The 23522-nt window shown below is 68.7% G+C and carries 16 protein-coding genes and 1 tRNA gene; 9 read left to right on the top strand and 8 right to left on the bottom strand.

What is annotated here, in order from left to right:
* Positions 1–9 precede the first annotated feature (9 nt).
* Positions 10–561 (top strand): adenine phosphoribosyltransferase, encoded by a 552-nt coding sequence (locus LXN01_RS00190; RefSeq protein ID WP_236862522.1) that lies wholly within the window; start codon positions 10–12, stop codon positions 559–561.
* Here LXN01_RS00190 and LXN01_RS00185 read toward each other — a convergent pair.
* The 3 genes from LXN01_RS00185 to LXN01_RS00175 form a co-directional block, all read right to left on the bottom strand.
* A complete protein-coding gene (locus LXN01_RS00185; protein WP_236863098.1) occupies positions 491–2227 on the bottom strand; it encodes an ABC-F family ATP-binding cassette domain-containing protein in 1737 nt (578 codons plus the stop codon). The two genes, LXN01_RS00190 and LXN01_RS00185, sit on opposite strands and share 71 nt — an antisense overlap.
* 273 nt (positions 2228–2500) lie before the next feature.
* Complete coding sequence (locus tag LXN01_RS00180; RefSeq protein ID WP_236862521.1) at positions 2501–3301, bottom strand: class I SAM-dependent methyltransferase; 801 nt, start codon at positions 3299–3301, stop codon at positions 2501–2503.
* Between the two features lie 45 nt (positions 3302–3346).
* A complete protein-coding gene (locus LXN01_RS00175) occupies positions 3347–3751 on the bottom strand; it encodes a TOBE domain-containing protein (RefSeq protein ID WP_236862520.1) in 405 nt (134 codons plus the stop codon).
* 389 nt (positions 3752–4140) lie between these two features.
* On the opposite strand from LXN01_RS00175, the gene LXN01_RS00170 reads away from it, so the two are divergent.
* The 3 genes from LXN01_RS00170 to LXN01_RS00160 all read left to right on the top strand — a co-directional run bounded on the left by LXN01_RS00170 (position 4141) and on the right by LXN01_RS00160 (position 7034).
* Complete coding sequence (locus LXN01_RS00170) at positions 4141–4488, top strand: hypothetical protein (protein WP_236862519.1); 348 nt, start codon at positions 4141–4143, stop codon at positions 4486–4488.
* Positions 4489–4755: 267 nt separating this feature from the next.
* Entirely contained in the window at positions 4756–5325 is a 570-nt protein-coding gene (locus tag LXN01_RS00165) for a hypothetical protein (protein ID WP_236862518.1), read from the top strand.
* 629 nt (positions 5326–5954) lie between these two features.
* On the top strand, positions 5955–7034 hold the full coding sequence (locus LXN01_RS00160) for a site-specific integrase (RefSeq protein ID WP_236862517.1): 1080 nt from the start codon (positions 5955–5957) through the stop codon (positions 7032–7034).
* An 89-nt stretch (positions 7035–7123) separates the two neighbouring features.
* Here the strand turns inward: LXN01_RS00160 and LXN01_RS00155 are convergent.
* A tRNA-Ser gene (locus LXN01_RS00155) sits at positions 7124–7212 on the bottom strand.
* Positions 7213–7805: 593 nt separating this feature from the next.
* On the opposite strand from LXN01_RS00155, the gene LXN01_RS00150 reads away from it, so the two are divergent.
* The gene (locus tag LXN01_RS00150) at positions 7806–9737 is read left to right on the top strand and encodes an LCP family protein (RefSeq protein ID WP_236862516.1); all 1932 of its coding nucleotides are present in this window, start codon (positions 7806–7808) and stop codon (positions 9735–9737) included.
* Complete coding sequence (locus LXN01_RS00145; protein ID WP_236862515.1) at positions 9734–11800, top strand: FAD/NAD(P)-binding protein; 2067 nt, start codon at positions 9734–9736, stop codon at positions 11798–11800. Before LXN01_RS00150 ends, LXN01_RS00145 begins: the two co-directional genes overlap by 4 nt.
* Here the strand turns inward: LXN01_RS00145 and LXN01_RS00140 are convergent.
* Positions 11784–13196, bottom strand: a complete 1413-nt coding sequence (locus tag LXN01_RS00140; RefSeq protein WP_236862514.1) for an MFS transporter — start codon at positions 13194–13196, stop codon at positions 11784–11786. The genes LXN01_RS00145 and LXN01_RS00140 overlap by 17 nt on opposite strands.
* A gap of 227 nt (positions 13197–13423) precedes the next feature.
* A complete protein-coding gene (locus LXN01_RS00135; protein WP_236862513.1) occupies positions 13424–13789 on the bottom strand; it encodes a UBP-type zinc finger domain-containing protein in 366 nt (121 codons plus the stop codon).
* A 368-nt stretch (positions 13790–14157) separates the two neighbouring features.
* On the opposite strand from LXN01_RS00135, the gene LXN01_RS00130 reads away from it, so the two are divergent.
* From LXN01_RS00130 to LXN01_RS00120, 3 genes are all read left to right on the top strand, one after another.
* Positions 14158–15906: an NAD(P)/FAD-dependent oxidoreductase gene (locus LXN01_RS00130; RefSeq protein WP_236862511.1), complete on the top strand. Its 1749-nt coding sequence runs from the start codon at positions 14158–14160 to the stop codon at positions 15904–15906.
* Positions 15903–16796, top strand: coding sequence for a hypothetical protein (locus LXN01_RS00125; protein ID WP_236862510.1), 894 nt, complete (start codon positions 15903–15905; stop codon positions 16794–16796). Before LXN01_RS00130 ends, LXN01_RS00125 begins: the two co-directional genes overlap by 4 nt.
* Before the next feature lie 354 nt (positions 16797–17150).
* Positions 17151–18002 carry a PDDEXK family nuclease gene (locus tag LXN01_RS00120; RefSeq protein ID WP_236862509.1) on the top strand — a complete coding sequence of 284 codons (852 nt, stop codon included), beginning with the start codon at positions 17151–17153 and terminating at the stop codon, positions 18000–18002.
* Positions 18003–18098: 96 nt separating this feature from the next.
* Here the strand turns inward: LXN01_RS00120 and LXN01_RS00115 are convergent, their stop codons facing one another.
* Positions 18099–20588 carry a YhgE/Pip domain-containing protein gene (locus tag LXN01_RS00115; RefSeq protein WP_236862508.1) on the bottom strand — a complete coding sequence of 830 codons (2490 nt, stop codon included), beginning with the start codon at positions 20586–20588 and terminating at the stop codon, positions 18099–18101.
* Complete coding sequence (locus LXN01_RS00110) at positions 20588–23425, bottom strand: MMPL family transporter (protein ID WP_236862507.1); 2838 nt, start codon at positions 23423–23425, stop codon at positions 20588–20590. Before LXN01_RS00110 ends, LXN01_RS00115 begins: the two co-directional genes overlap by 1 nt.
* Positions 23426–23522 lie beyond the last annotated feature (97 nt).

The raw sequence follows: 23522 nt of genomic DNA, 5'->3' as shown, positions 1-23522 counted from the left end.
GCTGGAGACGTGACTGAATCACTCCTCGCCCACGTCCCGCTCGCAGCAGGCTCCCCCGATCTCAAGAGGGCACAGGCGCTCATCACCACGACTCCCGACTTCCCGGAGCCGGGCGTGCAGTTCCGCGACATCAGCCCGATGCTCGCCGACCCCGAGGCGCTGCGGGTGGTGTTCGACGGCCTCGCCGCCCCGTTCGCCGGGCAGTTCGACCTCGTCGCCGGGATCGAGGCGCGCGGCTTCCTCATCGCCGGTGGGCTGGCTGCCGCGGCGGGGACCGGCATGCTCGCCGTGCGCAAGGCCGGCAAGCTCCCCAACCCGGACGTGCGGGTCGAGTACGACCTGGAGTACGGCTCGGCGGTGATGGAGGCCTCGGGAGACCTGCGCGGCCGCCAAGTTCTGCTCGTCGACGACGTGCTCGCCACCGGCGGCACCATGCGGGCGGCGTACGACGTCATAGCGGAGCTGGGCGGGGAGCTGGTCGGCTCGGCCGTCATCCTGGAGCTCGACGGTCTGGGCGGCCGCGGTCGGGTCCCGGACTGCCGGACGCTGTTCCGGATGTGAGCGCCAGCACCGGCCAGTCGGCGAAGTCCGCGAGCATCTGCCGGTCGTGGGTGGCGACGACGACCGCCGCCCGTGTGGTGTGCAGCGCCTCGGTGAGCTCGTCGACCAGAGTCGCCGACAGGTGGTTCGTCGGCTCGTCGAGGATCAGCACGTCGGGACGAGCGGCGAGCACCATCGCGAGCTCCAGTCGGCGCTGCTGACCGACGGACAGCCGCCCCACCGGGGTGCCGGCTGCATCGGCGCCGAGCAGCCCGGTGGCCTTGAGCGAGGTCGCCTCGTGCTCACCGGGCATCACCCCATGCTTCCCAGCCCACGCCTCGTGCCCCCCGGCCCGCGCCTCGTGCTTCCCTGCCGTCGCCTCGCGCTCCAGCGCCAGCTTCCCGACGTGCATGTCGAACACCTCCGCCGCCGTTCGCCGCTGCGGCCACTGCACCACCTCCTGGCGCAGGTATCCGACCCGCGCCCCTGACAGCCGCCACACGTCGCACTCGGAGAACTCCCCCGCCAGCGCGCTGAGCAGCGTCGACTTTCCTGCACCGTTGGGCCCGGTGACGAGCAGGCGGTCGCCCCCGCTGAGGTGCACCGACACCGGTGCGGTCAGCCGGCCCGGAACGACCGCGTCCCTGGCGCGCAGCAGTGGGACGCCGAGGCGGGTGCCCGGTTCCGGCCACCGCAGCCGCTGCGGCGGGGGCGGGACGGTGATCCGATGCGCCTCGAGCGCGGCCTGCTGCCGCTTGACCTGGCTCACGATCCCCGGCGCCCGGGACTGCCGCTGATGTCTGCCGGTGCCCTTGTCCGGCCGCCACCCGGTGGTCAGCCTGCTCTGCGCGGACGTCAGCGACTCCTGGAGCTTCGCCTGCTCGGTCACCTGACGCTCATGCTCCTGCTCCCAGTGCTCCCGCGCACGGGCACGTCCGGCCTGCCATTCCTGGTAGCCGCCCGAGTACAGCACCGGTCGGCCGTCGATCGACGGGTCGAGATCGAGGAACTCGCCGGCCGCGGCGCGCAGCAGCGCCCGGTCGTGGGTGACGATCGCCAGCCCTCCGGGCTGCGCGCGCAGCTTCTCGGTGAGGAAGGTCAGACTGCCGGCGTCGAGGTGATTGGTCGGCTCGTCCAGCAGCAGGATGTCGTGCCGCGCTCCGAGCACGCACGCCAGCCGCACCCGGTAGCGCTGGCCCACCGACAGTTCGGCCAGCGGGCGGGACCGATCGGTGCATGCGCCCAGCGCCTCGAGCGCGACGTCGATCCGGCGTTCCGCGTCCCAGGCATCCAGCATGGTGGCGGCTTCCAAGGCCGAGGCATAGCTGTCGTCGGCGCCCGGAGTTCCCGCTGCCAGCGCCTCGCCTGCGGCGTCGAGCTGTTCCAGTGCTGCGGTCGACGGTCGGATCGCGTCGGCGACGACGGTACCGACGGTTGCGCCGGGTTCGGCGGTCATCTCCTGCTCGACGACCCCGATGGTGCCCAGGCGGATGACGGTGCCGGAGTCCGGGGTGAGCGCCCCGGAGAGCACGTGCAGCAGGGTCGACTTGCCGCGGCCGTTCTCTCCGACGACCGCCAGCCGCGTGCCGGCGGAGATGGTGAGGTCGACGTCGGTGAGGATCGGCCGGCCGCCCAGGACGACGCGGATGCCGGCGGCACGGATGTGGGAGCGATCACCGGCGGGCAGGGCGCTGCCGGCGGTGCCACTGTGGGAGGGGGCAACTGGTGGGTGAGCGGTGAGGGATCGCCCGTGGTGGCTGATGTTGGAAGACAATGTGTGCTCCGAAGCTCGAATGTGAGCCGGGCACGCCTCAAGGGGCCGCCCGGAAGGTCATTCGGACGACGGCCGCAGGAATCTGAAGGGTGATGAAGCGCTGCGCCGCCGTCAGCGGCGGCTGCGCAGCCTCATCGAGGCGATGCCGAGGTGGGAGCACATGGCGAAGATTCTACCAGTCGCGCCTCATTTCCGGCAGACGACGATGTGCCCGGCGAGCGGCACCGCAAGGCGGCCGTCGGGGCGCTGGAACCGCGTGAGGCCGGCGGCGGTGTCCTCCATGATGTGCTGCAGTGCACCGGGATCGAGGGCGGCCTCCAGCGGCGTCCCTGCGATCTCCGTGGTGACGAACTGCTCGACCGACCGATAGACCGCGTCGCGCTCCACCGTGCTGGCCTGCTTGACACGCAGTCCCGCCCGGGTGCACATCTTGACGACCGCTTCGCGGTTCCCCATCCGCCAGTAGCCGGAGACCATGTCGAGCGCCTCGGGCCCCGCATGCCGCCGGATCGCTTCGTGGAACGGCCCCCATCCTCGCTGCTGGGAGAGCGACGCCCACACGTGCACGGCGACCGTCCCGCCTTCCTTGGCCACGCGTGCCATCTCCCGCACCGCGTCCATGGGCGCGGGCACGAACATCAGCATGGCCTGGCTCAAAACGACGTCGAACGCTTCGTCCGCGTACAGCAGGCGCGTTGCATCCCCCTGCTGCCACTCCACGTCGGGCTGCAGCCTGCGGGCGACGCTCAGCATTCCATCGCTGATGTCCACGCCGACGATCCACCCGTGACCCGGCACTCGGTCGGCGACCGTCCGAGCCACTATTCCGGTGCCGCAGCCCACATCGAGGACGGCGTCTCCAGGACCGACATCAGCGGCGTCGACGAGCGCTCGGGCCCAGCCGGCGAAGACGGAAGGGACGAACCGGGACTCGTAGATCTCGGCGACGGTGACTGACAGTTGAGATGCCGCAGTGGGTTCGGTCATGTCGTGATCGCCTCCTCGGGAGGGCTATGGTCGGTACCACCCCTCCTACCGGCCCTCGATGCTCACATTCGTGGCCTTGACCACCGCCGTGGCCAGCGAACCCACCTCAAGTCCCAGCTCCTCGACCGCTTCGGTCGAGATCAGCGAGACGATCCGGTGCGGTCCGCACTGCAACTCCACCTGGCTCATCACCGGGTCCGAGGTGACTTTCGTGACCAGCCCGATGAGGTGGTTGCGAGCCGAGCGGTGTCCCGCCCCCGCGTCCAGCGCGTCGATGTTCTTCTCCGCCGCGATCTGCTGGGCAAGCTTCGCCAGCGAAGCACCATCGACAACCTGCCGGCCGGATTCCTCCGTGGCGGCCGCGACGCGACCCTGGTCGACCCAGCGGCGCATCGTGTCATCGGACACCCCGAGCAGGCCGGCGGCGACGGAGATGCGAAGCTGCGTCATGACCCGAAGATAGCACTTGGGACTGCGACTGCAGAGCCCTCGAACACGGGCCCCGGGCGCTCCTCGAGGTCCTGACCGGCGCGGCGAGCGACAACGAGAAAACCCCCGAAGCACGTCCTCACCGAGGCGCATCTTCAGGGGCTTTTCGATCTGCGGAGCCGGTGGGATTTGAAACCCCGGATACGTGCTGGTCAGAGCGCCGACCCCAGCGTTTAAGCGCCTACGGGTGATTCGGGATAACGCTGGATCAGATGGTTTCTCGGAAGAATGTGCTCAAAATGTGCTCACGGACTACGCGCCGACCTCCCCCGCGCCGGAGAACATGACACACCGTGTCAGCACCTCTGTCTAGCCTTTCACCGCACCACATCATTCCTAGGGAGGACATCATGCGCACGAACACTGAGACCGTCGAGATGCTGAACAGCGAAGCCCTGCACCCGGAATGGTGCGTCCACGACAACTGCAATGTATCCCCCGGAGAGTTCGATCACCGGTCGACTGACTACACCACTGGCCGCTCCTTCCGTCGAGACCTCGGCGAGTGGACGGTGACCGCCAACATCGAGCAGCTGGACTGGGATGGTGACCCGAACAAGCCCGTTTTCGTTTCTCTCCAGTTCAACGATCGGGAGAGATTCGCGGTGGATGCTGGGGATCTCGGGCAGCTGATCGGGTTCCTTGAAGGAGTCGTCGCCCGTTTCGACGAGTCGACCAGGGCAGACAGGCTCGGCTGACAGCATCCGAGTCGAGCCCACCCTACAAAACGCCCTTTGTCGATTTCCTGCAATCACGATCCAGCTGCCACGACTGTCAAATTGTAAAAGTAAACAATACGAAAAACGAACAATAAGGCGACCGCTCCGCAGCGCCGAACCGGGCAACATCGCGTTTACCGCCTCGACACGCTGAACGTCCATGAGGTCGCGGTGACCGTTACCGGGCTCCATGAGGTCGGTGATGTGCGGCTGTTCGCCGGTTGAGTGGTGACATATCCTCGATGCATGACCCAGGGGACGACAGAACCGAGCGACGGCCAACGTATCGACATGTTCCATGATCTTGCACGCGATTATCTCAGCTTCGTTGACGAACTCGGCCTGTTCGAATCGCGCGTGGTAGGTCGGCCGTTCACTCGCGCCGAGAGGATCGCCTTGAGCGTGCGAACGATGCTTGAGCGCAAATTCTTGACGCAAGGGGAAACCGTCCACCTTCCGGCAGTATTCAAGTCGTTGCGAGTTCTCGCAGGGTCGGTCGGCGTTGATGCATCTAATGCGATGGACGAGGCCGATGCAACGTATAAGCGCGTCTATGCCGGCACTGAAGCTGGCCGCAAGGTGGTAGCCAACGGAAAGAACATCGGGTACCGCCACACATGGAAGTTGCTCGCCTATGGACGCCTCCTGCACGCCGACTTTGACAAGTATCGTGAACTGAAGAGTCTGCCCGAGAACGAAGCTCTGCTGATCCGACTTTACGATTCAGCGATGATCCGCGAGACCGTCATCAAGACGGTCAAGTTCATTGAGCAGAGCAGAGACGCCGGCTGGCTCGATTCCGCGTCTACAGATTAAGCCGCACCAGCGTCGGGCAGAGGGATGGGCACGGCTCGGGCAGAAACGCCGGCCACCCCCTCCCCACATCAGTCGGCAGCGCTACTCCACGGCTCCCCAGCGGCGAAGCAATGCCCCGATCCCGGCGCATACACTTCACCCGTCACCTCCGTGTAGAACGCCTCCTCAGGATCGAGCACGCGCGACAGCTCCCACAGCGAATGCAGACTCGTTCGACGCCGGTCCGCAGCCTCATGCAACCCCTCCAACTCCCGACGCCACGACTCCCGCAACTCCACATGATCCGAATCCCAAAACCGGCCCCGATCAAACGTCGTCAAACCCCACGTCAGCTCACTGATCCGCTCCAACTCCCCAACCGTGAACCGGCGCGGACCAGACACCTCCCCAACACTGTCACTGCGCCACCGAGCCATTACGCCTCCTCGACTCCCGCCTCCAATGAGCCTGCGCCGCCCGCTGCGCCTTCACATTCCCCTGCTCCACCTCATCCGGCATCCGCACAGTGAAGCTGTGGGGAGACATCCTCTCCGTAGAGGTCGAGAAGCGGTCACCTCCAGGGGCGTCGGCCCAAGCGAAAGGCCAAGTCACAAGAAAACTGCTGACAGAGATTCGAGAAGAGCTGGACCGTGGCAACGATTGAGGAATGCCAGACAAAAGCCGGCAGACGTTACGCGGTGCGGTATCGCAAGCCCGACCGGAAGCAATCTACGAAACGTGGATTCAAGACCAAGCGGGATGCCCGACTGTGGGCTGCTGACAACGAGGTTTCGCAGGCGTGGGGCACTTTCATTGATCCAGCGCTGACAAGGGCCACTATCGACACGCTCGGCAGTGAATGGCTATCTCGACAGTCGCACCTCAAGCCGTCCTCGCTCCGGCCACTGAAATCGGCATGGAGCGTGCAAGTGCAGCCACGTTGGGGCTCCTATAAGGTCGGCACGATCACTACCAGCGAAGTCGCGGATTGGGTTGCTGGTTTCGACGCCTCCCCCACCACTACGATCCGCGCCTATGGTGTGCTGGCCGGCATCCTCGATGACGCGGTGAAGGATCGGCGGATTAATGCGAACCCCGCCCGCCTCATCGACAACCTGCCGCGCAAGCGTCGCTCGGAGCACATCTACCTGACTCACAAGCAGGTTGACGATCTCGCGGTAGCGTCCGGCGAGCACGCTCTCATTATCCGCGTATTGGCCTACTGCGGGATGCGATGGGGCGAACTGTCGGGGCTCCGGGTGCGAGACGTGAACCCGCTACGTCGGCGGTTCAGTATCATTCAGAATGCCGTCGAGGTGGGCTCCAAGATCATCGTCAGCACACCGAAGAATCACGAGCGCCGGCAGGTGGTGTACCCGGCGTTCCTCGCTGCCGACATCGCCGCCCAGTGCGCCGGCAAGACACCGGACGACATTCTGTTTCCCGGCCGCGAGGGTGGGCACCTGCGCCGACCGAACAGCGGTGAAACGAAACGGTCATGGCTGAAGACTGCGATCAGGGTCTCCGGTCTGCCGTCGCTAACGGTGCACGAGCTGCGCCACACTGCGGCCTCGCTCTCGGTGCAAGCCGGGGCGAACGTGAAGGCCGTGCAGAGGATGCTCGGGCACGCCTCGGCGGCGATGACGCTCGACGTGTACAGCGACCTCTTCGATGACGATCTCGACGTCGTAGCCGATGCTCTCGACAAGGCACGCGCCGAGGCGGTCTGAAATCAGATGTGCTCACGGACCGATTCTGATGAAACGAGAAAGCCCTGAGAGCCGCTTGTTCTAGCGGTTCTCAGGGCTTCGATCCGGTGCGGAGCCGGTGGGATTTGAACCCACGGTCCCCAATTCAGAGGACTCCACCTTAGCAGGGTGGTGCTTTAGGCCGCTCAGCCACGACTCCAGAGGTCACGACGAGCGCGACCAGCACAAGACTACCGACTCGGCGCGGTCCGGGCAAAGCGGAGCCGCCGCTCACCCGAATTACACTGAAACCACATGTAATCGCCGTAGACTCGACCACCGATCATTGTGAAAGTACGTCGACGAGCGCGACGGGGCCGCACGTCGACCCCGCAGTTGTGTTCTGACACCTGCTGAAGCAGCCCAAGGAGTGAGGAATTGCCGCAGCACGAGAACGGGGACCCTGAGTCGGGAACTGGCAGCCAGCCCAACAGCGCTGCCTTCAGGGCATCCAAGCGTCCCCGCCTCCGCGGCGAGCAGCAGACGTCCACCCCCAGCCAGTCGAGCCCCACTCCCCCGAGCCAGCGCACATTTCCCGAGCAGGCGGTTCCGGGCCGGGGCGCGTCCGCCCGTGCGGACGCCGCCGACCGGGCCGAGTCCGGTCGGACGCCGCGCCGCGCGCAGCCGGCGGATCGCCCCCACCCGCCGGCGCCTCGGCCGCGGGCTGCCGAACAGCATGTGAATCGCCGCGAACCCGGCGCGAGCGCTCGACCGCGTCACGCCGGCGACTCCTCCGCAGGAACCCGCCGCGGCGTGGACCCACGGAAGGCGGCAGCGGCGAGCGCCGGCGCGGCTGCCGCGGCCGCGGCGGACTCCCCCTCGACCCGGGCCGAGGCGCGCGAGGCCGAACGCCGGCGCCGCAGCCGGAAGCGCTGGGTGCCGCCGAAGCGCGAAGGCGCGGCCACCGGAGGCAGGTCCGGCCGCGGCGGTCGCGATCGCTCCGGCGGCGGATCGCTGCCGGCACTGTCCTCGCCCTCGCTGCGGGAGGCCGCGCGGGAGGAGAACCCCAGCCCTCGCCGATCGACCCGCGTGGGCGACGGCTTCCCGGGCATCGTGGGCTGGACGAGTCTGGGCACGGCCTTCCCCGGTCTGGGGATGATCCGGGGCAAGAACTCGAGGCTCGGCTGGTTCCTCCTCATCGGCTTCTTCGCCGGCATCCTGGCTGTCATGGCCTGGGTCATCTACCGCGGACCCGTCCGCGCCGCCGGCCGCATCATCTCCAGCCCCCTGATCCTCAACACTACGGCGATCCTGCTGATCCTGGGCACCCTGCTGTGGCTGTTCGTGATCCTGCGCACCTACGCGATCCTCAAGCGGGGCGAGCTCCTGCGGAGCTCGCAGAAGCTGCTCGGCGGGGTGCTCGTCGCGTCGCTGATGATCTGCATCGCGGTTCCCCTCGGTGTGGGCGCCGGCTACGCACGGGTCCAGGGTTCAACGATCTCGCAGGTGTTCGGCAATTCGGGTGGACTGGTGCAGGACAAGCAGGATCTGTGGGCGGACACGCCGCGCATCAATGTGTTCCTGATCGGCCGTGACACCGGGGAGGGCCGCGAGGGCACCCGGCCGGACACTCAGCTCGTCGCCTCGATCGATACCCGGACCGGAGCGACCACGCTGATCTCCGTTCCCCGCAACCTGGCGCTGCCGATCTTCCCCGAGGGCTCCCAGCTCGCATCGGTCTTCCCCTACGGCTTCAACGCCTTCGGCCCGCAGGAGTCGATGATCAACGCCGTGTGGACCTGGGCGGAGCAGAACCCGGACCAGGTCGGCGACACCGGCGGCCTCGAGCCGGGCATGTTCGCCACCATGCAGGCGGTCGAGGGATCGCTCGGGCTGCAGCTCGACTACTTCGCCTCGGTGGACATGGAGGGCTTCGAGGACGTCGTGGACGCGATCGGCGGCGTCGATATCGTGGTCGAGCGGCCCATCCCGATGGGCGGCGGCACCAACCTCAACACCGGGATGAAGAACAAGATCCACGGCTGGATCGATCCCGGCCCGCAGACGCTCGACGGCTACGAAGCGCTGTGGTACGTCCGCTCCCGCGAGGGCAGCGACAACTACGACCGCATGTGCCGCCAGCAGCGCATGATCAAGACGACGCTCGACCAGGTCGATCCGCAGGAGATCGCGATGGCCTACCCGAAGCTCGCCGGCAGCGCCGGGAAGAACGTGGCCACTGACATTCCCCAGCACGAGGTGCCGGCATTCGTCGAGCTCGCCGTCGACATGCAGAGCGCGGAGATCAAGTCCGCTCAGATCAACAACGACGTCGTGGACACCACCAACCCCGACTTCGAGGCGCTCCACACGTGGGTGCAGGATCAGGTGAACCCGCAGGTGGACAGCCAGGCCGAGCAGGAGGCCCAGCAGGAGACCACCGAGGCGGGCGCCGCGGGCGAGGAGTCCCCGGCGGCACCGACGGATGAACCCGCCCCCGAGGACGCAGGCGGCGAAGGCGGTCAGGGCGGCGAGGACCCGGCACCGGGCATCGAGAACACCGAGGGCATGTGCTTCCCCGAGGGCTACACGCCGGGTGATCCGTGGCCGGGTTACCCCGGACCCACCGACGCCGGGGCTGCCGGAGGTGCCGGAGCAGGCGCGGCCGGCGCCGCAGACGGGACCGGCGCTGACACCGGAGCCGGAGCTGCCGGAGGTGCCGGAGCAGAGGCCGGTCGGGGATGACGGGTGACCGGCTGCGGATCGCGATCATCGGCGTCGGCCCGCGCGGACTGAGCGTCTTCGAACGGCTGACCGCACTGGCCCCGCGGGTGGAATCCCACCTCGAGATCCATCTCATCGACCCGCACCCGCCCGGTGCGGGCCAGGTGTGGCGGACGGATCAGCATCCGGAACTGCTCATGAACACCACGCTCGGGGAGCAGACGGTCTTCCCGGATGCCAGCTGCGGCGTCGACTTCGCCGACACCGGCCCGGACATGGCCGAGTGGTATCGCACCCGCGGCGGCACTGCGAAGCCGGACTCGACCTTCGCCAGCCGAGCGCTCTACGGCCGCTATCTCTGCTGGGCCCACGACCATATCCGCGCCCATGCAGCGGCGAACGTGACCACGGTGCATCATCCCGCCTCGGCGACGGCGATCGTGGAGCCGACCGGAATCGACTCCCGCGATCAGGCCCAGCTCGTCCGGCTGTCCGACGGCACCACCGTCGAGGCCGAGGCGGTCGTCCTCAGCGTCGGCCACATTCCCGCCCAGCTCACTGACGAGCGAGCGGCCTGGGCGCGGTTCGCCGCCGACTCGCACCTGACCTATCTGCCGCCCGGACTGCCCGCGGAAGCACAGGTGGAGCGCCTCCCAGCGGGCGAACCGGTGATCTTCCGCGGGTTCGGGCTCAACTTCTTCGACCTCCAGACCCTGCTGACGACCGGCAGAGGCGGCCGGTTCGAGGAGACCGCCGACGGCCTCGCCTACCACCCCAGCGGGCACGAGCCGATCCTCGCTCCCTCGTCCCGCCGCGGGGTGCCCTACCGGACCAAGCCGATCACCCCGGAGCATCCGCTGACCGACCACCGTCTCCGCTACTTCACACCGGAGAACGTCGAACGGCTCGCAGGTGACGACGAGCCGCTGCATTTCAACGACCAGCTGTGGCCGCTGATCCTCGCCGACGTCCGGCATGGCTGGTACGCCGCGCTGGCACTGTCCGAGCGCGAGGCGTTCGCCGCCGATCCGGGCCGCCTCAAGGAGGCCCTCGTCGAGGGCGTCGACCGGCACCTGAGCCGGCGCGCCGCGGCCGAGACCCGGGAGACCGACCATCGACCCGGCCGGCTCACCCGCGAGTCCCCGGCGTGGTCGGCGATCGAGGCGGACGTCGTCGCCGACTCCTCACGCAGACTCGACCTGCGCCGGTTCCTCCGTCCCCTGGAAGGGCTGGAATTCGCTCAGCGACGCGGCGGGGCGGGTTCGCTGGCGGCATGGATGCTCGACTTCCTGCGCGCCGACCTCGCCGCCTCAAGGCTCGGACCCGAGCGGTCCCCGGAGAAGTCGCTGTTCGCGGTCCTGTGGTCCGCGCGCGCCTACCTCAAGGAGCTCGTGGCGGCGGGGCGGATCGCGGAGGCCAGCCTGGTCACCGAGATCCGCGGCTGGTTCGAGGACTTCGTGGCCGGCATCTGCGATGGCCCTCCCCCGCAGCGCTATGCCGAGCTCATCGCGCTGACGGAGGCGGGGCTCGTCGACTTCGTCGGTCCGGAGGTGCGCATCACGACCTCCCGCGCCGGAGAGCCCGCAGCATTCATCGCGGACTCCCCCGCCGTGCCTCAGCCGGTGCGCGCTCCGGCCCTGGTCGATGCGGCGTCCCCGGCGAATCAGGTGCGCTATGCCGCCGACGAGCTGATCTCCGGAATGCTCGAGCGCGGCCAGCTGGCGGTCGCCGCCCACATCGGCCCCGACGGGATCGAGCAGCCGCTGAGCGGCATCGTCGTCGAAGGCCCCGCCCATCGCACGGTCGACGCCCGCGGGCATGCTCACCCGCGCCGCCACTGCCTGTCCATCCAGCTGTCCGCGGTGCAGCTGGGCCTGGCGATCGCCGCCAACCCGGGCAAACGTGCTCAGTCCCTCATCGACGCCCACCGGATCGCGGAGTCGATCCTCGGTCTGGCGCCCGAGGGCGAGCGCGGATCGCTCGATACCCGAGGCGCGGGCGAGCGTGGACCGCTCGACATCCGCGGCGCGGGCGAGTCGGCCGACGGCCGAGGCGCGGGCCGGCTGTCTACCGCACGATCGTGAGGTCGATGCCTTTCCGCTCGGGCAGGCGGAACGCGGCCCAGAGGGCCAGCGCGGCCGCGAACACGATGAACAGATTCGAAGCCCAGGGAACACCCTGGGACGCCGCCAGCTGATTGACGTAGGGCGTCGTGCCGCCGAAGACCGCAGTCGCGAGCGAGTACGCCAGGCCGATGTTGGCCGTGCGCGCCGCAGTCGGGAAGGTCTCCGCCATCACCGAGGCGAGCAGTGCCGCACCCGCCGACAGCACGAACAGTGCCACGGACGTCGCGACGAACAGGGTCCACGGACGCTCGTCGATGAAGGACATGAGCGGGAACTGCGTCACCATGACGCCGACGGCGAAGGTGATGAGCACCGGCTTGCGACCCACCCGGTCCGACACCGCACCCCAGAACGGCAGGGCCGCCAGCCCGACGACGAGCGCGGCGACCAGGGCCCAGTAGGCGCCGGAGGCGTCCATACCCTCCTGGGTCACGGCGTAGGTGGAGACGTACGAGGTCCAGGTGTAGTTGCTCGCGGCCACGCCGGACACGAGGAAGAAGATCAGCACGATGGACAGCGGCGTGCTCAGCGGCTTGAGGGTGTCCGGTGAAAACGATTCGGCGCCGAGTCCGCGATGCGGGATGCGAGCCGGTCCCGAGGAGCCGGCGGGAGCCCCGGCGAGAGCCGACCGGTTGGCGGGCGCGGAGGCAGACCGGCCAGCGGGCGCGGAGGCGGACCGGCCGGCGGGCGCCTCGGCGAGGGCACCGTGGGCGGAGGTGGCCGCGACGGCCGGGGACTCCTCGTCCTGCTGGAACACCTGCGACTCGACCATTCCCACCCGCAGCCAGAGGGCGACGAGAGCGAGGAGCGCGCCGAGCAGGAACGGGATCCGCCAGGCCCACGACTGGACTTCCGCCTCGGAGAAGGAGGACGTGATGATGCCGCCGACGACGAACGCGATGAAGGCGCCCGCGAAGATCGTCATGAACACCGTCGATCCCCAGAGGCCGCGGCTGCGAGCCGGGGCGATCTCCGCGATGTAGGAGTTCGCCGTCGCCGACTCGCCGCCGTGGGCGAAGCCTTGGATCACGCGGGCGAGCAGCAGCAGGATCGAGGCGAGGACGCCGATCGACTCGAATGTCGGCAGCAGGCCGATCAGCACGGAGCCGCCCGCCATCATCAGCATCGTGGTGACGAGGACGAACCGGCGCCCACGGCGATCGGCGATCCGGCCGAACACGATCCCACCCAGCGGTCGGAACAGGAAGCCGATCGCGAACACGCCGAAGGTGCCGAGCAGCGCGGAGACCGGGTTGTCGGGGTTGAAGAGCGCTCCGGCGATGAAGGGGGCGAACACCGCGTAGGCGCTCCACTCGTACCACTCGAGGAGCTGGCCGGTGACGCTCGCGAGCATCGACCGCCGCTGGGTGCGGATGTCGGGCTGGGAGGTGGCATCAGGGGATGTCGGGCCTGTCGATGCAGGCGGGCTTGCCGAAGCTGTCCGAGTTGTCGAGGCTGTCAGGTCTGTCGGTGCAGCCGTGGCGGCGCTCCGGGAATCTGGGCTCATGCGAGGAGGATCACACGCGGGAGCAGCTCCGGAGCGTGCGCGTGTCAATCCTTGTCACGGGACGACACATATCGTCACGCACGGTGCAGGTGGCGCTTCCAGTCCTTCGGCACCTTGCCCTCCGGACCGGGCGACGGCTGATTCCACGGTCGGGACTGCGGATCCGGCAGCCGCGGACCGTCGAAGGTCTGCTGGGTCGTCAAGTCGTAGAACCAGTCCTCCTCCGGCTCGAACGACGTGATGACGGGATGGCCAGCGGTCAGCGCGTGGGCGCTGGCGTGCTGAGACGGCGACGAATCGCAGCAGCCGATGTGACCGCACTCGGCGCACCGGCGGAGGTGGAACCACCAGCCCGGTTCGGCGCCGCTCAGGCATTCCACGCAGCCGGTGCCGCTCGGCACGGCGGTGAGGCTGATGCCGCGGCGGATGTGATCGTCCATCGAAGCTCCCTGCGTGCCCTCGCCCGGAGGCTCCCGGGGACGCCATTCTGGCAGAATGCGCACCCGTGCGGAAGGGAGGGCCTGTGCGGGCAGAAGGGAGGGCATGCGCGGGCGGAAAGGAGAACAGGCCCGCGCGGAAGGACCGGGAATTCTATTGACCTGCCGTCGCGCCGGGCGGATCATGGTGGCAGACGATTCCAGCTCCTCGGCTTCAGCCATCTGACTTCAGCTTCAAGGCTCCAGCCCCTTGGCTCCCAGCCCCCCAGTCAGACCGGAGGTGTGAGATGGCTGTGGAAGGCCAGGAATCCGACCGCGCCATGCGCTTCATCGTCCTCGACCCCGACTAGGGGTTCGCTCGGAAGAAGCTCATGGAACGCTCGGTGCCGGTCATCCTGCTGGCCACGACTGATCCGACCTCGCGGCGCATTCTGGCCGACGAGATGCGTCGGAGATACGGTGCTGACTACGAGGTCCTGGAGTGCGCCAGCCGCGCCCACGGGCGCGCGGTGCTCGAAGGGCTCAGGCGTTGGAGCAGGCCGGTGGCGCTCATCCTCGGCTGCTACGGTCCGGGCGACCGGGAGGGCCTCGACTTCCTGCGGCGGGCCTACGGCTACCACCCTGCGGCCAAGCGCGGGGTCATCGCCACCTGGGGAGACTTTGCCAGCGCCCCCACGATCTTCCGGGCCCTGGCCCAAGGCCACGCCGATTTCCTGGCCATCCGGCCGGAGCGTCCGCGCGACGAGGAGTTCCACGGCGCCATCACCGACATCCTCGACGACTGGCACCTCGCGCAGGGCGGCGAGTACCAGCCGGTCCGCCTGATCGGCGAGCTGCGCGACGAGCGCACCCACCTGCTGCGCGACTCCCTGATCCGCAACCACTTCCCGGTCGCGTTCAACCCGGTCGATTCCGAGGACGCCCAGCAGACGCTGCGGAGCCTCGGACTGCACGACCCCGAGCTGCCGGTCCTGGTGCTGGAGTTCACCCCGACGCCGACGGTGCTCCAGAATCCCAGCGACCTCGAGGTGGCGCAGGCGCTGGCAGTCACCCGCCCGCCCCCGGCCGACAAGGTCTTCGACCTGGTGATCGTCGGCGGCGGTCCGGCCGGCCTGGCAACCGCGGTCTACGCCGCCTCGGAGGGGATCTCGACTCTCATGGTCGAGGAGGAGGCCGTGGGCGGCCAAGCCGGCACCAGCTCGCTGATCCGCAACTATCCGGGCTTCTCCCGAGGCGTCAGCGGCGCTCATCTGGCGTACCGCGCCTTCCAGCAGGCCTGGACCTTCGGCACCGACTTCCTGTTCATGCGCAGGGTGGAAGGGCTCGGGGTCGACGGTGGCATCCGAACCCTGCGCATCTCCGACGGCAGTGAGGTGCGGGCCCGCACCGTCGTCATCGCCACCGGGGTGAACTATCGCCGCCTCGGGATTCCGGAGGTTGAGGGGATGATCGGCCGCGGGGTCTTCTACGGCGCGACCGTCTCCGAGGCGCCCTCGATGATCGGCAAGGATGTGTGCGTCGTCGGCGGTGGCAATTCGGCGGGGCAGGCGGTGCTCCACCTCGCTCGCTACGCCAAGCACGTGACGCTGCTGGTGCGCGGGCCTACGCTGGTCGTCACCATGTCCGACTACCTGATCGCCCAGCTCAAGGCGACGCGGAACGTCACGATCCGGGTGAGCACCTCGGTCGCGGGTGTGCGCGAGGAGGACGGGTTCCTCGCCGCGGTCCGCGTGGCCACGACGGGGGCGGCCGACGAAGAGCTTGCGGCCGGCGGCCTGTTCGTGCTGATCGGATCGGTGCCGCGCACCGCGTGGCTGCCCGAGATCGTGCATCGGGACGATGCGGGCTTCATCTGCACCGGCGCCGGCTGGGAAGACCGGGGCATCGGAACGCTGGTGCCGAGCCGGATGCCGCTGCCGCTGGAGACCAGCGTTCCGAACGTGTTCGCGATCGGCGACGTGCGCGAGGGGTCGCTCAAGAGGGTGGCGACTGCGGTCGGCGACGGAGCCACGGTGGTCTCGATGCTGCACAGCCGCCTTGCCGCGGATTCAGCTGCCGATCCGGCCCGCGAACGGCACGACGAACCGCCGGGCCGAAAGCGGAGGGGCGACGGACGATGACAACCCGAATCGAGCTGACCCCTCTGATCCCGCCGATGCGCTGGCTGCTGTACATCGCCGCTGTGCTGGTGTTCCTCGCCGGAGTGGAGCTGTTCGTGTTCCCGCTGCGCACGGCGGACTGGTTCGCCTGGACGGTCAACCCGCCGATGACCGCGGTCTTCCTGGGCGCGTCGTACTGGGCGAGCGCGGTGCTGGAAGTGGCGGGTGCACGCTCGGCGAGCTGGGACCGGGCTCAGTTGGCCGTCTGGCCGGTGTTCGTCTTCACCACTCTGATACTCGGAGTGACCCTGCTCCACCTCGACCGCTTTCATGTGGGCGGCGAGTTCCCGCCGCTCGCTCACCTCGCCACCTGGATCTGGTTGGGGATCTATGCTTTCGTGCCGGTCGCGATGCTGGTCCTCAGCTGGGTGCAGACGCGGGTGCGCCGGCCCGCAGCGGAGGTCGTGACAATTGTCCGGCTGCCGCTTCCCCCCGGCCTCCGGGTGCTCCTGGTGGCGATCGCCATCGTGCTGATGGTGTTGGGAGTCGCCCTCCTGGTGGCGCCGCTGAGCGCAGCAGTGCTGTGGCCGTGGGAGCTGACTGAGCTCACGGGCAGGGCTGTCGGCGCGTGGCTGGTCGGACTCGGCTGGGCGGCCGGACAGGGTCAGCTGAGCGGTGATGCCGACGCGGTGCGCCCCGTCGGACTCACCGCGGTGGCCTTCTTCGTGCTCCAGGTGATCGCTCTGCTCCGGCACGGCGAGGCGATCAGCTGGACCAGCCCCCAGGCGATCGGCTACGCAGTCATGCTGCTGGCCATCGGAGCAGCGGGCGTATGGGCGCTGGGGTTGGTGCGCTCCCGAGTCGTCGAGCCCGACCCCGCTGCCCGCGAAGGCCGCGCCACAGCAACGTAGACCGCGGGCGGCAGCCACGTAGCCCGCGGGCGGCAGTCACATAGCCCGCGGGCGGCAGGACCAACTTGCGGTTACTGATCGTCGGAAAATCCTCTCCTTTCAGCGATCAGTAACCGCAGAGTTCCGCAGCCACCCCTCAAGTTCGGCCGCCCCTTCAGCCGCACCAGAATCGGCAGCATCCGCACCTGTGGACGGCCCGGAATCGTCGGGAGCCTGCTGGTGGGGATGAGGTGTCCCTGTCCACAGCTTCGGCCAGGCGCACCTGTGCCGAGTCGGCGGACATTATCGTCACGGCTCATGAAGTACGAGCACCTGCCCACGACCTTCCGATACGGGGATCGATCTGATCATCAGGTGACTGATCACGCACTTCGGAAGGACAGTCGCGCTCGGCGCATCATCACCGGCGCTTACGTCGGGGACGGTGAAGCCCGCGCGGTTCCGAGCTGGGCCGACTCCAGGTGGAAAGAGGTCTACACGACGGTGTCGGCCGTCCAGGACCTCCGCCCCGACGCAGTTGCCAGCCACTGGTCGGCGGCGGTGCTGCACGGCTTGCCGGTTCCGCGAGGTGTGCCTGATGCTGTCCAAGTCACCACGCCCAATAGTGGCTCGCAGGTGCGAATCACCGGGATTCGCGGACACAGGTCCCGCCATCTGGTCAGTGAAGAACTTCTCGACATCAGAGTCACTCCGATCCCGTTCACACTGGCGCAGATCGCTCCCGACCTCGACCACGAGAACGCGATCGTCGTGCTGGAAGCGCTGATGGGCGACTGGCACGGCGGCCCCCACGCCCGACACGTCGACCTCGCACGATTCCTGGAGAGAACCAAGCACTTCGCTGGTCGGAGTGTTCTTCGCAGGGCGCTGGTCGACTCGCGCTCTGGCACGGGTTCGCCCAAGGAGACCGAGTTGCGCCGGGCGTTGATTCACGCCGGGTTGCCGGAGCCATCAGTTCAACCGGCCGTCTGGCTGCCGCGGCTCAGCTCCGCAGTCCACCCCGACATGGCTTATGTCGAGAAGAAGCTCGCGGTGGAGTACGAGGGCGATCACCATCGAACTGATGTGCGGCAGTGGGAGACCGATATTCGCCGCTACGAGGCACTGGCCGAAGCAGGCTGGCACATCATCCGAGTCACTCGCAGAACGCCGACGCGCAATGTGGTCGACAGCGTCCGAAGACACTTGGGTCGGGGTCGGCGATGACCGCCGAGCGCATGAATAAGCTCCAAGTTGCGGTTACTGATCGCTGGGAGTTGCAGGAATTTCAGCGATCAGTAACCGCAAGATCGAATAAGCGCCCTACCCGCGCGCCAGGCGGCTGACCTGGCCCGGCTTCAGCACCCGGTTCCGGGCCACCGCGATAATCGACGCGCCCAGGCCCAGGATCAGCCAGCCGAGCAGGCCGCCCCACGCCCCGCCGAGTCCCGGAACTCCCGTCACGATCGCCGTCGCCCCCTGGAACGCCGGCGTCAGCGGCAGCAACGGCTGCACCGCGGAGAAGAACTCCGGAGTCGCGCTCAGCGCCCGGCCTGCCACGGCCAGCACCACAAGGATGACCGAGATGAACCGTCCGACACCCCCGAACCACGCGACCAGCGCGAAGTTGACCACCGTGAACACGACCCCGGCGAACAGCCCGAGCATGAGCAGCGCGTTGAGGTCGAAGAAGTTCAGGTCGAGCACGATCTGTGCCAGCAGCGTCAGCCCTGCGGCCTGCACGAGCGACACCAGGATGCCCGGGAGCAGTCCCCGGGCCAGGATCGCCCACGAGGACTTCGACGAGGTCAGCGCGGTGGCGGACACTGCCCGGACCACCGTGTAGGTGATCAGCGCACCCAGCCAGAGCGTCATCACGAGCAGCAGTGCGATGGTCGAGGCCGTCGAGATCGAGCTGAGCAGGTCTTCGTCCTCGGCGATCGGCTGCGCGACGGCCTCGGTGAGCGAATCCCGCTCGGGCGCGGTGTAGGACGGCACCTGGTCCGCGCCCTCCTCGAGCCCGTCGGCCAGCTGGCTCGTGCCTTCGACGAGCTCCTGCGTGCCGGAGTCGAGCTCCTCCAGGCCGAGCGCGAAGTCTCCCGTGCCGGTCGCCACCTGGCCGACGCCATCGGTGTACTGGCTCAGCCCCGTGCTGAACTCCCCGGCGCCGGTCGCAAGCTGGTCGGCGCCGTCGGCCAGCCGGCTGGTGCCGTCGGCCAGCTGATCCGCGCCGTCGGCCGAGGCGCCGATCCCCTCGCTGAGCTCGCCCATTCCGTCCGCCAGCTGGTCCGTCCCGTCGGCCATGCCCGAGGCGCCCTCCCGCAGCTGCTGCGAGCCGTCGAGCAGCTCGTCGGCCTGGTCGGAGAACTGGCCCAGTCCGTCCATCAGCTCACCGAGACCGCCGAGGCCCTCCTGCAGTCCGTCGCGGAGCCGGCTCACTCCCTCGTCCAGGACCTGCGCACCGTCGGCGAGGGCGGTCAGACCTGAGGTGAGGGACTCTCCCGTGTTCGGATCCTCGGCATCGAGGCCCGCCGCGGCACCACCCAGGCCGCCGGCGGTGCCCGCGAGCAGCCCGGCGGCGAAGACGCGTTCGAGCGGCTCGCACTGTTCCGCCGGAAGCTGCCCGCCAGCGTCCGGTGCGGTGCAGATCCGGCTGCGGGTCGCCTCGGCCTCCTGGGAGGTCATCAAACCGGCCTCCACGAGTCCGTCGAGGTCCGGCTGCGCACCGGCGAGCCGCTCGGCCCCGTCGGCCTGGTCCGCCAGCTCCTGCTGGTACCGGCCCAGCCCTGTCTTGATCCCCTCGATGCCCTCGGCCAGTGCCGAGGAGCCGTCGGCGAGCTCGTCGACGCCGTCGATCAGCTCGTCAGGCGAACCGCCGGCGTCGTCCCCCGAACCACCTTCGCCGAAGGAGCTCAGCTGTCGGACAAGCTCGTCCATTCCCCGGGTGTACTCGTCGACCCCCTCGGAGAGCTGCCCGGCGCCGTCTGCCAGCTGCCGGGTCTGGTCGGGCAGCTCGGCGGTGCCGTCGGCCAGCTGTCCGAGACCATCGGCGAGCTCCCCGGCTCCGTCCGAGAGCCCGCGAGTCCCGTCGGCGAGTTCGGACGCCCCCGTCGCCAGGCCCTCCGCGCCGTCGGTCAGCTGGCCGGATCCCGCATCGAGCTCCTCGATGCCCCGGGCCAGCTCCCCCGCTCCCGCGGCGGCCGCACCGGTGCCCTCGGCGAGCTGGGACGTGCCCTCGTCGAGCTGCCCGGCAGCGTCGGCGACGTCGCGGAACTGCTCGCCCATCTCATTGAAGCCCAGGTAGATGCCGTCCATGTACTGGGCGGTGAATTCGGTGTTGAACCGGTTGCGTGCCGCGTTCGCGATCGCCTGCCCGATCGTGGCGTCGGCGACGGGCGACACCTGCGAGGATTCCACGTCGATCGTCGCCTGCCGCGCCTGGAGCGGGTCGTCCCCGGCCGAGGACATGACCGCGCGGGAGAAGCCCTCGGGAATGGTGATGACGACGGCATAGTCGCCGGCGGCCAGGCCCGAAGCCGCGTCCTCGTCATCGGACAGCACCCAGTCGAAGTTGTCCTCCTCGGTGTCGACGAGGCCGGCCGTCAGCTGGCGTCCCAGCGGGACCTGCCGGCCGTCGACCTCGGCGCCTTCGTCGTTGTTGACGATCGCGGCGCGCACGGAGTCGAGTCGGTCGTTGGCCTGCCAGGTTGCGAAGACGAAGCCGCCGGCGATGACGACGGGAATCAGGATGAGGCCGAGGATCGAGAACCAGGTGACTCTGCGGCCGGAGTCGGCGCGTTCGAACAGGGCCATCAGCGGTGTCCTCCAAGGAATTGCGCGGGAGCGGATTCTGGACTCGCGGGAGCAGGCGCGGACGCGGAATCCGCGCTGCCGGGCTCCGACTCGCCCCGGTGGATGTCGAGGTCGAGGAGTGTGTAGGTCGACTGCGGCGGGATCATCCAATCGGCGTCCGGATCGTCGACGCCGAGCACCACGGCCGAGCCGGAGTCCACCGCCGACCGGACCAGTTCGGTCAGCAGCCGCGCGGTCCGCTCGTCGCGGGGGCTGTCGGCCCGGTCGACGACCAGCAGCTCCGGCGGCTCCTGGGCGAGCTTCGCCAGCTCTCGCGCCGAGGAGACGAGCGAGTCCTCGGCGGAGTCGAGCACGACCAGGGGTGTGCGGGCGCGCACCTTGCCTGCCTGCTCGGGCATGACGAACCGGCCGATCTTGAGCTCGCCCCGGTCCGCATTGAGCCGGCCGGTCAGGGTCAGGAGGAATGCGACGGTGCCGTGTCCGGTGACGGTCAGCACCTGGCCCGGCAGCAGCGCCACGTCGACGCCGGCGAACAGTGCTCCCGAGGCGCCCCCAGCTCCCGAGCGCAGTCCGCCCGGTCGAGCACTCGCCGGGTCGCCCACGCCGAGGCCCTCCCCATATGCGCGATACGGGGAGTCGGGCTCGGGCCAGTCGCGCAGCTCGACCTGGTGGAACAGGCCCTCGCCCTCGACGTCGAAGCGCGGCATGATGCGGTCGAGCCAGCCCGGCAGCCACCAGGCCCTGTCCCCCAGCAGCGCCATCACCGCCGGCACCAGGGTCATCCGGACGATGAACGCGTCCACGAAGATGCCGACCGCCAGGCCCAGCGCGATCGACTTGATGATCGATTCACTGGCCGGCACGAACGCGGCGAAGACCGAGAACATGATGATCGCGGCCGCGCTGACCACCCGGGCCGAGGACATGAAGCCCTTCCGGATGGCGCCGCGGGCACCGGCTCCGTGGACGTAGGCCTCGCGCATGCCGGACACCAGGAACACCTCGTAGTCCATGGCCAGGCCGAACAGGATGCCCATGAGGATGATCGGCAGGAAGCTGATGACCGGACCGGTCTCCGACAGTCCGAGGGCGGAGGCGAACAGCCCGTCGTGGAAGACGAGCACGACCGCGCCGAAGGCGGTGACGACGCTGAGCAGATAGCCGAAGGTCGCCTTGACGGGCACCCAGATGGAGCGGAACACCATGGTCAGCAGGATCACCGAGAGGCCGACGACGAAGATGCCGAACGGCAGCAGCGCCCGCCCGAGCTGCTCGGAGACGTCGATCGCCACGGCGGTGCTGCCGGTGACTGCCGTCTCGAAGCCGTATTCGTCCTCGATCTGCGGGGCCATCTCCCGCAGCTCGTGGACGACGTCGTTGGTGCGCTGGTCGTCAGGAGCGAACTCAGGGATGATCTGCACGATTCCCGTGTCGGCCGTGGGGTTGGGGACGGCGAGCACGACCTCTTCGACGCCGTCCACCGCTTCGACGTCCTCGCCGAGGGCCTGCATGTCGCCCAACGGATCGGTCGAGGAGAGGATTCCCGCCGTCATGACGAGCGGCCCGTTGTAGCCGGGACCGAAGTGCTCCTCGGTCAGGTCGTGGTTGATCTTGGCAGGCGACCCCTCCTCCGCGCTGCCGTTGTCCGGCAGGGCGAGTTCGAGCCGCGAGGCGGGCAGCGCGAACAGACTCAGGCCGACGACGACCAGGACCACCGTCAGCGCCGGAACCTTGGTGGCGACGGTTTCCCAGGCGCCGAAGAACCGCTGGTCCGGCCGCGGGCGATCGGTGCCGTCGGCGCGCTTCTTCGCCGGCTTCGGTCGCACCTTGTCCCCCGCGAGACCCAGCAGCGCCGGCACCATCGTCACGGCGATCACCACGGCGATCGCGACCGTGGCGGCAGCGGCGACGCCCATCACCGTGAGGAAGGGCATCCGAGCCACGCCCAGTCCGACGAGGGCGATGATGACGGTCACGCCGGCGAACACGACGGCCGAGCCCGAGGTGGCGGTCGCCCGGGCGGCCGCCTCCTCGGCCGAGTGCCCCTCGGCCATCAGGTCGCGGGCGCGGGAGACGATGAACAGTGCGTAGTCGATGCCCACGGCCAGACCCAGCATGAGCGCCAGCATCGGGGTCGTCGAGTTGACCGTGGCGACTGCGGTCGACAGCACGATCAGGATCATGCCGATGGCCACCCCGAGCAGCGCGGTGATCAGCGGCATCCCGGCCGCCCGCAGCGAACCGAGGGTGAAGAGCAGGACGAAGAATGCGATCACCACGCCGACGGCCTCGACCCAGGAGATATGGACCCCGGTGACGGAGAAGAGTCCACCGCCGGCGGACGCCTCGGCTCCCGCCGGCAGCTGGGCGGCCAGCGCGTCGACAGCGTCGACGAGGACCTGCTTGGCGGGGTCACCGAGCTCGGCCGGGTCGCCGTCGTACTGGAGGTTGACGATGGCGGCGGTCTCCTCGGCGTTGACGACGCCTTCGAGTCCCGCCATGAACGGTGAGGTCACGGCGGTGACATCAGCGAAGTCCTCGGCGTCCTCGACGAATTCCTCGATCTCGGCGCGGTAGGGATCGCCGGTGATCTCGTCCCCTTCGGCGGCGACGACGATGACCGAGGCGCCGGTCCCGCTGACCTCCGGGAAGGTCAGGTTCAGGGAGTCGAGCGCCTGCTGCGACTCGGAACCCGGCAGCGTGAACTCATCGTCGAAGTCCTTGGCGAGGATCCCTGCGAGCGCGCCGAGGGCCACGAGGAGAGCCACCCAGATGGCAACGACGGTCTTGCGCCGCCGGAAGGCGCTGCGCCCGAGTTCGTACAGGAATGTGGACACGCTACCGCTCTCGATACAAAGATGTATTGAATACAATTGTGTATTATTCGTTGACGCGCGAAGCTTGGCAAATCACCCCTGCTCCGTGTCATGAGTC

This window comes from Brevibacterium daeguense (genome assembly GCF_021729135.1).
Taxonomy (GTDB): Bacteria; Actinomycetota; Actinomycetes; order Actinomycetales; family Brevibacteriaceae; genus Brevibacterium; species Brevibacterium daeguense.
This window is presented reverse-complemented; position numbering and strand designations above follow the sequence as displayed.